This window comes from Streptomyces sp. NPDC127038, assembly GCF_042725875.1.
Lineage (GTDB): Bacteria > Actinomycetota > Actinomycetes > Streptomycetales > Streptomycetaceae > Streptomyces.
Window position 1 is genome coordinate 98,589 of the sequence record NZ_JBHXDQ010000025.1, and the last position, 12,829, is coordinate 111,417.

At 70.2% G+C, this 12,829-nt stretch carries 11 protein-coding genes; 4 read left to right on the plus strand and 7 right to left on the minus strand.

Annotated features, from left to right (window positions below; translation table 11 throughout):
• Positions 1-79: 79 nt before the first annotated feature.
• The 5 genes from ACFWI4_RS19460 to ACFWI4_RS19480 are packed head-to-tail and all read right to left on the minus strand — an operon-like array spanning position 80 to position 2,193.
• Positions 80-397 carry a hypothetical protein gene (locus ACFWI4_RS19460; protein WP_387197583.1) on the minus strand — a complete coding sequence of 106 codons (318 nt, stop codon included), beginning with the start codon at positions 395-397 and terminating at the stop codon, positions 80-82.
• A gap of 2 nt (positions 398-399) precedes the next feature.
• Complete coding sequence (locus ACFWI4_RS19465; protein WP_387197586.1) at positions 400-630, minus strand: hypothetical protein; 231 nt, start codon at positions 628-630, stop codon at positions 400-402.
• Positions 631-659: 29 nt separating this feature from the next.
• Entirely contained in the window at positions 660-1,040 is a 381-nt protein-coding gene (locus tag ACFWI4_RS19470; RefSeq protein ID WP_387197589.1) for an RRQRL motif-containing zinc-binding protein, read from the minus strand.
• Positions 1,040-1,930, minus strand: a complete 891-nt coding sequence (locus ACFWI4_RS19475; protein ID WP_387197592.1) for a DUF2637 domain-containing protein — start codon at positions 1,928-1,930, stop codon at positions 1,040-1,042. The genes ACFWI4_RS19470 and ACFWI4_RS19475 overlap by 1 nt, the downstream gene beginning before the upstream one ends.
• Positions 1,927-2,193 (minus strand): DUF6284 family protein, encoded by a 267-nt coding sequence (locus tag ACFWI4_RS19480; protein ID WP_387197595.1) that lies wholly within the window; start codon positions 2,191-2,193, stop codon positions 1,927-1,929. The genes ACFWI4_RS19475 and ACFWI4_RS19480 overlap by 4 nt, the downstream gene beginning before the upstream one ends.
• A 529-nt stretch (positions 2,194-2,722) precedes the next feature.
• Between ACFWI4_RS19480 and ACFWI4_RS19485 the strand changes: the two genes are divergently transcribed.
• Positions 2,723-3,589 (plus strand): GntR family transcriptional regulator, encoded by an 867-nt coding sequence (locus tag ACFWI4_RS19485; RefSeq protein ID WP_387197598.1) that lies wholly within the window; start codon positions 2,723-2,725, stop codon positions 3,587-3,589.
• Positions 3,579-4,274 carry an HAD family hydrolase gene (locus tag ACFWI4_RS19490; RefSeq protein ID WP_387197601.1) on the plus strand — a complete coding sequence of 232 codons (696 nt, stop codon included), beginning with the start codon at positions 3,579-3,581 and terminating at the stop codon, positions 4,272-4,274. Before ACFWI4_RS19485 ends, ACFWI4_RS19490 begins: the two co-directional genes overlap by 11 nt.
• Before the next feature lie 267 nt (positions 4,275-4,541).
• Here the strand turns inward: ACFWI4_RS19490 and ppdK are convergent, their stop codons facing one another.
• Together ppdK and ACFWI4_RS19500 are read right to left on the minus strand one after the other, a co-directional pair.
• Positions 4,542-7,283 (minus strand): pyruvate, phosphate dikinase, encoded by a 2,742-nt coding sequence (ppdK, locus tag ACFWI4_RS19495; protein ID WP_387197604.1) that lies wholly within the window; start codon positions 7,281-7,283, stop codon positions 4,542-4,544.
• A 508-nt stretch (positions 7,284-7,791) separates the two neighbouring features.
• Positions 7,792-9,024, minus strand: a complete 1,233-nt coding sequence (locus tag ACFWI4_RS19500; RefSeq protein ID WP_387197607.1) for an ROK family protein — start codon at positions 9,022-9,024, stop codon at positions 7,792-7,794.
• A 284-nt stretch (positions 9,025-9,308) separates the two neighbouring features.
• Between ACFWI4_RS19500 and ACFWI4_RS19505 the strand changes: the two genes are divergently transcribed.
• Positions 9,309-10,751 carry a hypothetical protein gene (locus tag ACFWI4_RS19505; protein ID WP_387197627.1) on the plus strand — a complete coding sequence of 481 codons (1,443 nt, stop codon included), beginning with the start codon at positions 9,309-9,311 and terminating at the stop codon, positions 10,749-10,751.
• Positions 10,748-12,685 (plus strand): glycogen debranching N-terminal domain-containing protein, encoded by a 1,938-nt coding sequence (locus tag ACFWI4_RS19510; protein WP_387197610.1) that lies wholly within the window; start codon positions 10,748-10,750, stop codon positions 12,683-12,685. Before ACFWI4_RS19505 ends, ACFWI4_RS19510 begins: the two co-directional genes overlap by 4 nt.
• The last annotated feature ends 144 nt before the right edge of the window (positions 12,686-12,829 follow it).

A 12,829-nucleotide genomic window follows, 5' to 3' on the forward strand; every position in this document is an offset into this window, starting at 1 on the left:
GTGGCACTCCTGACTGCCCCGTGTCCGGGGTGAGGGTGAGGGAGGGAAGGGCTGTGCTGGCGGGTGGTGCGGGTGCGGGTCACCACCAGCCGGAGGACTTCTTCGCGGCCTTGGCGCGGGCGGCCTCGGTGACGACGCGCTGACGCTCGATCTGCAACGCGGTGATCTCCGCGATCAGCCGCGTCTCCGCCGATGTGGAGATCGAGTCGATCCGGTTGTCGGCGCGGCCGGTGCTCCTGCCGCGCATCACCCGGTACGAGCCGCCCGCCACGGCGGCGAGCATCTGGCGTCGTTCGGAGCCGGTGAGCGGCCACAGCTCGCCCTTGCGGACGGCTTCGAGCTTGCGGTTCGTCTCGCGGATCGCGCGGTCAAGGCGGCGGGTGTCGGGCTTGCCCATGGTCAGACCGCCTTTCCGGCGTTCGGGGCGAGGATGAGGTGGATATCGGCGAGCTGGACCGTCGAGCCCTGCGAGCGCAGCCACGCGGCGACCTCGCGGGTGACCCGGTCCCAGCAGAAGGAGGCCGGGGCGGCGACGGTTCCGTGGGCGAACGCGGGGCCCTCGCCGGGCACGGTCACGTGGGCGTGCCAGGCATATTCGATGGTGCTCGGAGCAGCGTTGGTGCTGGTCACAGCGGAACTCCAAGGTGTGGAGAGAGGGTTCATGCGGCGCGCTGTTCGTCGGGGTAGGCGCAGGGCACGCAGGTCCCGAGTGAGGCGGGGATGACGTATCCGGCATCCCGGCGGCACTGCGGGCAGGTGCGGCGCGCGAGCATCGCTTTGGCGAGCGCGGCCCGCCGGCCAGCCGTCATGGGCCGGACGGGCTTGGCGCGGTCGACGCGGTAGAGGTAGGCGACCAGCGGGCCGCGCCGGTAGCGGGGGCGCAGGATCTGCGCCGCGATCGGCTGACCGCCCGGGCGCAGGCCCCGGGCCCGTAACTGGCGGCGGGTGGCGAACCCGTCCGGGGCGAGGCGCCACGGGTAGGTGGGCAGTCCGTAGCGGGCGCCGTTCGGGTCGAAGCACTTACCGAGCGCGCCGCCCATCAGACGGTGTTGGCGGCACGCTCAGCGATCAGGGTGTCCCGCAGCATCCGGGCGTTGGCCGGCGACGTGCGGACCGTCTTGCGGATGCCTTCCGCCGTGATCTGTCCGTCCGGCCAATCGGCCGTCGCGCTACGTGTCTCATCGAGCAGTTGAGCAGGTGTCCGGCGAGGCTTCGGCGATCGGGCCGCATCCGGCACGCGGCCTGTGGCACCGCGCGGTCGGGTCGATTCAGCGGCCACCGGACGCCGCTCGATCGCAGCGACCGGAGCGGGCGCCGGGGCCGGGAGCGGCTTGCCGAGCGGGGTCGGCTTGAGGAAGTCGACCGTCACCGGATCGGGCATCCGCACCGGCAGCACCGGGGCGGGCGCCGGGGTCGATACCGGGAGGTCAGCCATAGACTGATTCCTCATGGTCTCGGTTGATTCCTCCGTATTCGCGTCCGACGTCGGGATCGGGGCGGGACGGTGGTGGAGAACCTTGGCGACCAGGTCCGAACCGAAGTAGATCGACCCGACCGGAAGCGATGTCGCGAGCAGGACCAGGGCCCAGTTCGCGGGGTCCCAGTCGGCGAGGCGCGTCCAGTCGAGGTTGGTGTCGTGCAGCTTGGGGACCAGGCCGTGCACGTAGTTGAGGACCAGGGAGGCGAGCGTGTAGGTGCCCAGCACCCGCAGCGCGAACGTCCGGTCCCTGCCCGCGAGCACGAGCGTGGCGACCAGAGCCAGGGCCATCAGGCCGTCGACCACGAACGGGTAGAGCGTCGCGGCTGTGTTGTCCGCGCCGACCGCGTTCGCGATGTCCCGCAACGCGTTCCAGGAGACCCGGAAAGCCATGGCGACCACGGCGACCAGGGCCAGCACGAGAGCGGCCCGTCCGTTGCGGTGAAGGCTCATGCCACACCGCCCGTCGCGCCGCCGGCGGACCGGTTGGCGAGGTCGCGTTCGGCGGCCAGCAGACGGCGATACGCCCGGCGGATACGCCGGATGTCCAGCTCCGTCGGCGTGCGGTCAAGGGTGATGATCTGCGCGTCGAGCAGGTCGACATCCGCCAGGATCGCGGGCATCTCCTGCTCGATCGCGTCCAGCTCCGCATCCGTCGGCTCCATGAAGTCGGCGAACGCGGTAACAGCTTCCTGAACAGTGACGATGGAATTCATTGGGTCTTGTTCCTCTCGCACAGGAACGGCCCGTCGCGGTCCCCGGGTGGCACCCCGGGGACCGCTCGCCGTTGGAGCGGATGGCCCGACTCCCCGCACTCCCGCCCGTCCGATCCGGCACTTCGACGCCGGGGCGTACGGGCGGGAGAGGCAGCCGGCCGCAGCATGAGTCGCGGCGAAGCCAGAACGGACCGGAACGGGTGGTGCGATGCTGCCGACCGGTCCGAACCGACAGCACGTCGTATCTCGTCGGCTCACGCCGACCTCCCTGGTGTTACAGGAGTTGCAATGCACGGCCTTGTCCGTGCTGACCGCCTTTTCGACTCGGGGAGGCGGGGCCCACCTATGGAGTTGTCAAAGACGTCCAGCTCAGAACTGGCAAGCGGCCGAAGCCACAGATCACCCCTCTCAGCCTGGCCAACTTGGCTAGCCCGGTTGGGGTGAGCTCAACGTAGCCAGCATGGCTAGCCATGTCAACACCTGACTGCCCTGGCTGTCTTGATGGCGGACTTGGCCGTAGCATTGGCGCATGACCTTCACGCCTGAACCTCTGGACCCGGATGACGGCCGGCCGCCGTACGAGCAGGTGGTGAGCAGCCTCAGCGCGGCCATCCGCACGAAGAAGTTGGCGCCGGGCGAAAAGCTGCCCTCGCACAACAAGCTGACCGAGTTGTACGGATTCGCCCGAGCTACGATCCAGCGGGCCCTTCGAGACCTTGAGGATGAGGGCTTGGTCGTATCCCGCAAGGGAAGTGGGGTCTACGTTCGGAACAGGACCGAGCGACCCGCCGGTCTCCGTCCATACGTTGAGCAAGCGTTTACGAACCAGGATGTGTTCATCGACTTCGCTGGCTTTTCAAGCGAAACTCTGCACGCAGCCTTGCAAGATCCGATCGACAAGATTCGAGTAGGCCGCCTGACCCCGGCCAGTATCAATATTCGAATCCTGGTCCCCGATATGTATGTTCCTCAAGCAGCTCCCGTACTGAAAAGCGACCGATCGGACGACCCCCGTCTACGGATGCGCATGCACGATCTGATGGTCGGTTTCACCCGAGGCATCAGTAACCAGGTACACGAGTTGAAACTTCTCGGCCTAGTCCCTGAGGCTCTGGTTCAGGTTCGGGTTCACAGTGGAACTCAGTTTTTCAAGCTCTACGTGATCAACCAGGAAGACGCGTTCTTCGGCTACTACCCCATTCGCCCCAACAAGGTGGTCGTTCAGGGAGAAGCTGTCGAAATCTTCGACTTGATCGGCCCTGATGCAACCTTGTTTCACTACTCAATAAACGAGGGCGAGTCTTCAAGCGGAGCCCAGCAGGTAGACCAAGCGCGGATGTGGTTCGACAGCGTATGGACCACTATCGGAAGGGACTTCAATCCCGATGGCCAGTGAGGCTCTGACAGGAGCCATCTCGACCGCCCAGAGCGTCTTCTTTGATTTCGACGGGCCCGTATGCGAGGTATTCGCCGGGATCCCGGCGGCAGAAGTCGCTAGGAGCCTGGTCGACGTGATGCAAAGTTTCGACCCGAAGCTCTCGGAGAAAATGGAGGGCCTTGACTTCATGGATGCCCTCCGCATCTCGCCGCAGGGTGGATCGGATGCGCTGAGAGCCGTGGAAGACCGCCTAATTGAAGCGGAACTTGCGGCCGTTAAAGTAGCAGGAGATCCGACTCCCGGCGCGGTTGCGTCGCTCGAAGCCGCTAGGTCATCGGGGCGTACCGTAGCGATCGTCAGCAATAATTCCGCAGAGTGTGTGAGGGAATTCCTCAACCAACATGACTTGACTTCTCTCGTGCAAGAGATCGTTGGCCGTCCTACTTACGAACCGAGCCGAATGAAGCCATCACCGTATTTGCTTCTTGTGTCCGCATCTCGGTTGGGTGTCGCCCCCGAACACTGCACGCTCGTAGGCGACTCAGTGAGCGACATTGAGGCAGCCATCGCGGCGGAGACCAGGTCTGTCGGCTATGCCAATCGGGCCGGCAAGGAGCTGTCCTTGGCCGAGGCCGGAGCGGATGTGGTGATCGGCTCCATGGACGACCTCGCTGAGGCCCTGACGAAGAAGCCCACCCGGTAGGTGAACTATCGGGGCCGACCCGTGGCAGGACCCCACCGCAGCGGGAGGGCACAACGAGGGCACAACGGCCTCGCACGGGTTCAACGGCAGCCAACGCCGACCAACGCCATTTCTCCTGGTCAGCGACGTAGCTTGACAGTCGCCGCAGAGCATGCCCGAAAGGGCGACACCCCCGCACAGGGTGTCGCCCTTTCTCGTGGGCCGGGGCCGCCGCCCATCGGTCTTGAGGGTCGGGGACAGACGGCGGCTCCGGGGTCTTCGACGGGGTCAGCGGTGGTCGCTGCCCTGCGAGGTGGAGGCCGCGCGGCCCGCTTCCAGGCGGGCGACCGGGATGCGGAACGGGGAGCAGGAGACGTAGTCGAGTCCGACCTCGTGGAAGAAGTGGACCGACTCGGGGTCGCCGCCGTGCTCGCCGCAGACGCCGAGCTTCAGGTCGGGGCGCGTGGCGCGGCCGGCCTGGACCGCGGACTTCACCAGGGAGCCGACGCCGTCCTTGTCGATCGTCTCGAACGGGCTGACGCCGAAGATGCCCTTCTCCAGGTACGCCGTGAAGAAGGAGGCCTCCACGTCGTCGCGGCTGAAGCCCCACACCGTCTGGGTCAGGTCGTTCGTGCCGAAGGAGAAGAACTCCGCCGCCTCGGCGATCTGGCCGGCCGTCAGCGCGGCGCGCGGCAGCTCGATCATCGTGCCGATGGCGAGCTTGAGCTGCACGCCGGTGGCCGCCTCGACCTCCGCGATGACCTGGTCGGCCTCCTCGCGGACGATCTCCAGCTCCTGGACGGTGCCGACGAGCGGGATCATGATCTCCGCGCGCGGGTCGCCCTTGGCGTTCTTGCGCTCGGCGGCCGCCTCGGCGATGGCCCGTACCTGCATGGTGAACAGGCCCGGGATGACGAGGCCGAGGCGCACACCGCGCAGGCCGAGCATCGGGTTCGACTCGTGCAGCCGGTGCACCGCCTGGAGCAGGCGCAGGTCGTTCTCGTTGGCGTCCTTGCGGGACTCCGCGAGCGCGACGCGCACCGACAGCTCGGTGATGTCCGGCAGGAACTCGTGCAGCGGCGGGTCCAGGAGACGGACGGTGACGGGGAGGCCGTCCATCGCCGAGAACAGCTCGACGAAGTCCTTCTTCTGGAGCGGCAGGAGCGCCTTGAGCGACTCCTCGCGCTCGGCGTCGGTGTCCGCGAGGATCAGCCGCTCGACCAGCTCGCGGCGGTCGCCGAGGAACATGTGCTCGGTGCGGCACAGGCCGATGCCCTGGGCGCCGAAGCGGCGGGCCCGCAGCGCGTCCTCGGCGTTGTCGGCGTTGGCGCGCACGCGCAGGCTGCGCTTGCGGTCGGCGAAGGCCATGATCCGGTGGACGGCCTCGACGAGCTCGTCGGCGTCGTCGGCGCCCGCGTGCATCCGGCCCTCGAAGTACTCGACGACCGGCGAGGGGACGACGGGGACCTCACCGAGGTACACCTTGCCGCTGGAGCCGTCGATCGAGATGAGGTCGCCCTCCTCGACGACGTGCCCGCCGGGCACGGTCATCCGCCGCCGCTTGGTGTCGACCTCCAGCTCCTCGGCGCCGCAGACACAGGTCTTGCCCATGCCGCGGGCGACCACGGCCGCGTGGGAGGTCTTGCCGCCGCGCGAGGTGAGGATGCCCTCGGCCGCGATCATGCCGTCCAGGTCGTCGGGGTTGGTCTCCCGGCGGACCAGGATGACCTTCTCGCCGGAGCGGGACCACTTCACCGCGGTGTACGAGTCGAAGACGGCCTTGCCGACCGCGGCGCCCGGCGAGGCGGCGATGCCCCGGCCGACCTGCTGGACCTTCGCGTCCTCGTCGAAGCGCGGGAACATCAGCTGCGCGAGCTGGGCGCCCGTCACCCGCTGGAGCGCCTCGGCCTCGTCGATCAGGCCCTGGTCGACGAGCTGCGTGGCGATGCGGAAGGCCGCTCCCGCCGTGCGCTTGCCGACACGCGTCTGGAGCATCCAGAGCTGGCCGCGCTCGATGGTGAACTCGATGTCGCAGAGATCCTTGTAGTGGTTCTCCAGGGTCTCCATGATCTGCATGAGCTGGTCGTACGACTTCTTGTCGATCGACTCCAGCTCGGCGAGCGGGACCGTGTTGCGGATGCCGGCGACGACGTCCTCGCCCTGGGCGTTCTGGAGGTAGTCGCCGTAGACGCCCTGGTGGCCGGAGGCGGGGTCGCGGGTGAAGGCGACGCCGGTGCCGGAGTCGGGGCCGAGGTTGCCGAAGACCATCGAGCAGACGTTGACGGCCGTGCCGAGGTCGCCCGGGATGCGCTCCTGGCGGCGGTACAGCTTGGCGCGGTCGGTGTTCCAGGAGTCGAAGACCGCGTGGATGGCGAGGTCCATCTGCTCGCGCGGGTCCTGCGGGAAGTCCCGCCCGGCCTCGGTCTTGACGATCTTCTTGAACTTGGTGACGAGCTTCTTGAGGTCGGCCGCCTCAAGGTCCGTGTCGACCGTGACGTTCTTGAGGGTCTTCGCCGCGTCCAGGGCCTCTTCGAAGAGCTCGCCGTCGACGCCGAGGACCGTCTTGCCGAACATCTGGATCAGACGGCGGTAGGAGTCCCACGCGAAGCGGTCGTCGCCTGCCTGCTTGGCGAGGCCCTGCACGGACTTGTCGGAGAGCCCGATGTTCAGGACCGTGTCCATCATGCCGGGCATGGAGAACTTCGCCCCGGAGCGGACGGAGACGAGCAGCGGGTCGTCGGCCTGGCCGAGCTTCTTGCCCATCGTGGCTTCCAGGGCGTCGAGGTGCGCACTCACCTCGTCACGCAGTGCCGCGGGCTCCTCGCCACTGTCGAGGTAGGTCTTGCACGCCTCGGTGGTGATGGTGAAGCCGGGCGGGACGGGAAGGCCCAGGTTGGTCATTTCGGCGAGGTTGGCACCCTTGCCGCCGAGCAGGTCCTTGAGGTCCCTGTTTCCCTCGGTGAAGTCATAAACGAACTTCGCTCCGCCAACGCCGTTTCCGGTTACGTGGGGATCTTTGTTTTCCGACACGAGCCTGACTCCTCGACGTCGCGGTGGCTGCCCTGACGACGGGGAACATACCCAGATCGAAGGCGTCTGGGTACGTCCACTTGCGCGTCATGCGCCTGTAACCAGTCGTCCGCCACCGGATCCAAAGTCAAGGCTTGGCAAGTCATCGGGGGTGGATGTTTTCACTTCTTGAACGAACGGGCCCATCCTGAGCCCTTTGAGCGCTCAGGTGAGCACGCTTCACCACGTCTGAGTTTAATCGATGAACGATCAGAGGGTGGCACTCAGTGCCACCCCTTAGGGAAGTGCAGTCGCTCAAGATCCGCTCATCTGAGCGTGACCCCTATCAAGGGTGGCGAGAATCACGCCACCCTAGGGGCCCAGATTTCATCATGCGGACCGCGATCCGGACGCGACACACGGACGTCACCCACCGATGCCTCGCACGGGTGAGCCGCTCGGCGACACCCCGGTCCCCCTCACGGGTGACCCGCGCCGTCGTGCACCGACACCGCGACGGACCCCCCGCTCAGACGCCCAGCGCGGCCAGCCGCTCCTCGGCCCGCTCCGGCGCGTACAGGTGCTCCACGACCAGCGCGCCAGCGCCCACCAGTCCGGCCCGCTCGCCGAGCCGGGAGGTCACCACGTCCAGATGAGCGGTGGAACGGGGCAGCGCCCGCTGGTACAGCAGCTCCCGGACGCCGGTGAGGAAGGGAGTTCCGGCCAGATCCCCGGCGATCATCAGCACGCCCGGATTGAGCAGGGTCACCACGGTCGCCAGGACGTCCCCGACCTGCCGGCCGGCCTCCCGCGCGAGGGCCGTCGCCTCGGGGTGCCCGGCCGCCAGCAGCGCGCGCACGTCGGAGCCGGACGCGGCCGGGACCCCGGCCTCCGCGAGCCGGCGCGCCACCGCACCGCCACTGGCGACCGCGGCCAGACAGCCGTACGAGCCGCATCGGCACAGCGCGTCGGCGCCCACCCGGATGTGCCCGATGTCCCCGGCGCCGCCGTCGATCCCCCGGTAGACGGTGCCGCCGACGACCATGCCCGCCCCGATACCGGTGGAGACCTTGACCAGCGCGAACGCCGAGCAGTCGGGGTAGCCGGAGCGCTGCTCCCCGTACGCCATGAGGTTGGCGTCGTTGTCCACGAGCACGGGTACGCCGGGGGTGCCGGCGCCGGTGCCCGCGTGCTCGGCGAAGGCGCGGCCCAGCCGGCCCCGTATGTCGTAGCCGTCCCAGCCCGGCATGATCGGCGGCTGGACCACGCGGCCGGTCTCGCTGTCCACCGGGCCCGGCACCGCCACACCGATGCCGCAGACGGCGTCCGCGCCCCGGCCGGACTTGGCGGCCAGCTCGGCGAACCAGCGTCCGAGTTCGCCGAGGACCGCCTCGGGGCCGTCGTCGATCACCAGGGGCCCCGCGTGCTCGGCGAGGATCTCGCCCGTCAGGGTGAGGACGGCGGCCCTGCCGTGCCGGGTGTCGAGGTCGGCGGCGAGGACGACGGCGTGCTCGTCGTCGAACTCCAGGGTGATGGAGGGGCGTCCGCCGAGCGGCGAGTCCACGGGGCCGCCCGCCCCCTCGCGCAGCCAGCCCGCGCGGAACAGCCGGTCAAGACGCTGGCCGACCGTGGCCCGCGACAGACCGGTGGCCCGCTGGAGCGCCCCGCGCGTGGTGGCCCGGCCGCTGCGCACCAGTTCGAGCAGTTCTCCGGCGCTTGCCTGGTTCCCGGTCTTCACGGTCCTCCCCGCCTTTTCCGTCATGCGCACCCTCTTGCGTTCCCCAACTCTGCATTACATATTGAGTTTTGCGTGTTAAATAGACGTAACCCTACGGCAGATACTGCCGAACCGGCTGGCCGGACGTCTTCGGGGAGACCTGAGTGGACAGCACAACCCAGCTCACCGCACTGCACAGGGGACCCGTTGCCCCCGTGAGCACCATCGGCACTCCCGCGCACGCCTCCGGACCGCCCTCCCCGACCCGCGCGGACGACGTCGTCCGGGGCGGACCACCCGTATACGATCCCGGCGGCCCGTCCGCGTCGCTGCACCTCAGGGCGTCCCGGGTGCTGGACGAGAACTGGACCGGAACATCCACGGTCCCCTCGCGCGGCCTGTATCCGCACCAGTGGTCCTGGGACTCCGCGTTCATCGCGATCGGCCTGCGCCACCTGTCCCCGCTGCGGGCGCAGACGGAGCTGGAGACCCTGTTCCGCGCCCAGTGGGCCGACGGGCGTGTCCCGCACATCGTGTTCAACCCCTCCGTCCCGCTCGACGCGTACTTCCCGAGCCCCGACTTCTGGCGCTCCTCGACCGCCGGGCGCGCGGCGGGCGCCCCGCGCACGGTACAGACCTCGGGGATCGTGCAGCCACCGGTGCACGCGCTCGCGGTGTGGCTGGTGCACCGGGCGGACCCGGGGCTGTCCCGGTCCCGTTCGTTCCTCTCCCGGATGTATCCCCGCCTGGCGGCCTGGCACCGCTATCTCCTGCACCGCAGGGACCTGGGCGGCGGCGGCCTCGCCAGCGTGGTCCATCCGTGGGAGCAGGGCATGGACAACAGTCCGTGCTGGGACGCCCCGCTGAGCCGGGTCACGCCGGCGCCGGCCCGCTCCTTCCGGCGCGCCGACCTCGACCACGGTGCCGCCGAGGACCGGCCGACGGACCTCGACTACGGGCGGTACGTCCGGCTGGCCGCGGACTACCGGGACCGCGGATACGCCGACGGCGGCGGCGACTTCGCCGTCGAGGACCCCCTGTTCAACGCCCTGCTGATCGCCTCGGAACACGCGCTGGCCCGGATCGCGCGGGAACTGGGCGCCACCGGGACGGCCCGTCACACCCGCGCGGAGCGGCTGACGGCGGCCCTGGTGGAGCGGCTGTGGGACCCGGCGGAGGGCATGTTCCTGTGCCGGGACGAGCGGGCCGGCGGGCGCGGGGCGCTGATCCGTGAGCGCAGTGTCGCCGGGCTGCTGCCGCTCGTGCTGCCCGCGCTGCCGCGCGACATCGCCGCCACGCTCGCACGGACCGCGGGCGGCCCGCACTTCGGACTGGGCGCCGCGGCCCGTCTCGCGCCCAGTTACGACCTGACCGGCGAGGCGTTCGATCCGCACCGCTACTGGCGCGGGCCCGCCTGGTTCAACACCAACTGGCTGCTGGAGCGCGGACTGCGGCTGCACGGGGAACACGGACGGGCCGACGCGCTGCGGGCCGCCCTGCTGGACACGGCCGGGGAATCCGGGTTCGCGGAGTACGTGGACCCCTTCACCGGCGAGGCCTGCGGAGCGCTCGGTTTCAGCTGGACGGCGGCGCTGACGCTCGATCTGCTGCACGAGCCCTCCGGGGCGGAAGAGGTCGTGTCCCCCTGGGGGCGCGAAGCGTTGACCGACACGGCACCCGGCGACGACGCCGACGGTGACCACCGCGTCGGCGGTGCACAACGGCGCGCACGCGCATGCGGAACGGAAGCCAAGGGAGGGGACCGGGGATGACGGACCGGCATCATCTGCTCGTGCACGGTGGGACGTTCGCCGCCGTGGGCGACGGCGGGGACATCAGCGGAGTGCGGGGCAGCAACTCCCCGGACGGGCTGTTCGTGCGGGACGCCCGGCATCTCAGCCGCTGGCAGCTGACGGTGGACGGCGCGGTGCCCGAGGCGCTCACGCCCGTCGCGGACGGCGACACGGCCCGCTGCGTGCTGGTGCCGCGCGGCGGCCGCAACGAACCGCCCGCCTACACGCTCTTCCGCGAACAGGCCGTCTCCGAGGGGTCGTTCGTGGAGGCGCTGCGGGTCACCAGCAACCGCCCGACGGCCACCACGGTCCGGATCGCGGTCACCGCGGACGCCGACTTCACGGACCAGTTCGAACTGCGCTCCGACCACCGCACGTACGCCAAGACCGGGGTCGTCCGCCAGCGCCAGGTCCTCGACGACGGGGTCGAGTTCAGCTACCGGCGCGGGGAGTGGCGGTCCCGTACGACGGTCACCGCCGAGCCCGCCCCTGACGGGGTGGAGGAGACGGGCACGGGCGCCCGCCGGCTCGTCTGGACCCTCGGCCTCGAACCGCACGGCTCGGCGGAGCTGGCACTGCGCGTCGCGGCCCGTCCGCACGGCGCCACCCACGAGCCGCGCGTCCCCGCCTCGCCCGCCGCGGTCAACGAGCAGGTCCTGGCCCTGGAGGGCGAGTTCGCGCAGGGGGTGCCGTTCCCGACCGGCTGGCCCGAGCTGGCCGCGGCCTGCGCGCGCGGCCTGTCGGACCTGGCCGTCCTCCAGGTGCCGGCGACGGGCCTGGACGGCGAGGAACTGCGGGTGCCCGCCGCCGGGGTGCCCTGGTTCCTCACCCTGCTGGGCCGCGACGCGCTGCTCACCTCCCTGTTCGCGCTGCCCTACCGGCCCGCCCTCGCCGCCGCCACGCTGCCCGCGCTGGCCGCGACCCAGGCGGTCGAGGTGGGGGCGGGAGCGGTCGCCCAGCCCGGCAAGATCGTGCACGAGGTGCGGCACGGCGAGCTGGCGCACTTCGGGCAGGTGCCGTACGGGCGGTACTACGGCTCGGTGGACGCGACCCCGCTGTTCCTGGTGCTGCTCGGCGCCTACACCGAGCAGACCGGCGACCTCGCCCTGGCCCGCCGCCTGGAGCCCAACGCCCGCGCCGCGGTGGGCTGGATGCTGGACCACGGCGGGCTGACCTCACGCGGCTATCTCGTCTACCGCGCGGACGGCGGCGGCCTGGCGAACCAGAACTGGAAGGACTCCCCGGGCGCGATCTGCTCGGCCGACGGCAGCCGCCCCAGCGGCCCGGTGATGGCGGCGGGCGCGCAGGGGTACGCGTACGACGCGCTGCGCCGCACCGCCCACCTGGCCCGTACGGTCTGGGACGACGAGGTCTACGCGGCGCTGCTGGAACAGGCCGCGGCCGATCTGCGGGACCGTTTCCAGCGGGACTTCTGGATGAGGGACCGGGCCTTCCCGGCGCTGGCGCTGGACGGCGACGGCCGCCATGTCGACGCGCTCGCCTCGGACGCGGGCCATCTGCTGTGGTCCGGTCTGCTGGACAAGGAGTACGGCGAGCTGGTCGGCCGGCGGCTCCTGGAACCGGACTTCTTCTCCGGCTGGGGTGTGCGCACGCTGGCCTCCGGCCAGGCCGCGTACCACCCGCTGTCGTACCACCGCGGTTCCGTCTGGCCCCACGACAACGCCCTGATCACGCTGGGGCTCGCGCGGTACGGGCTGCACGACGAGGCCCGTACGGTGGCGCACGCGCTCGTGGACGCGGCCACGGCCACCGGTCACCGTCTCCCCGAGGTCATCGCGGGCTACGGCCGTGACACCCACCCCCAGCCGGTGCCCTATCCGCACGCCTGCGTACGGGAGTCCCGTTCGGCGGCGGCTCCCCTGGCCCTGCTCGCGGCGGTGGGAGGGGCTTAGGACCACTCCGGGAACCGGGCGGCGCGGGGGCGGCGCCCGGGTGCCGTCCGGTGGGCGCGCGGGCGGGGCGCGCCCCCGCCGGGCCGCCGGACAGCCCCCCGCGGTGGGGCGGGTGGGGGGCGCCGGCCCCCCCCCCCCCGGCGA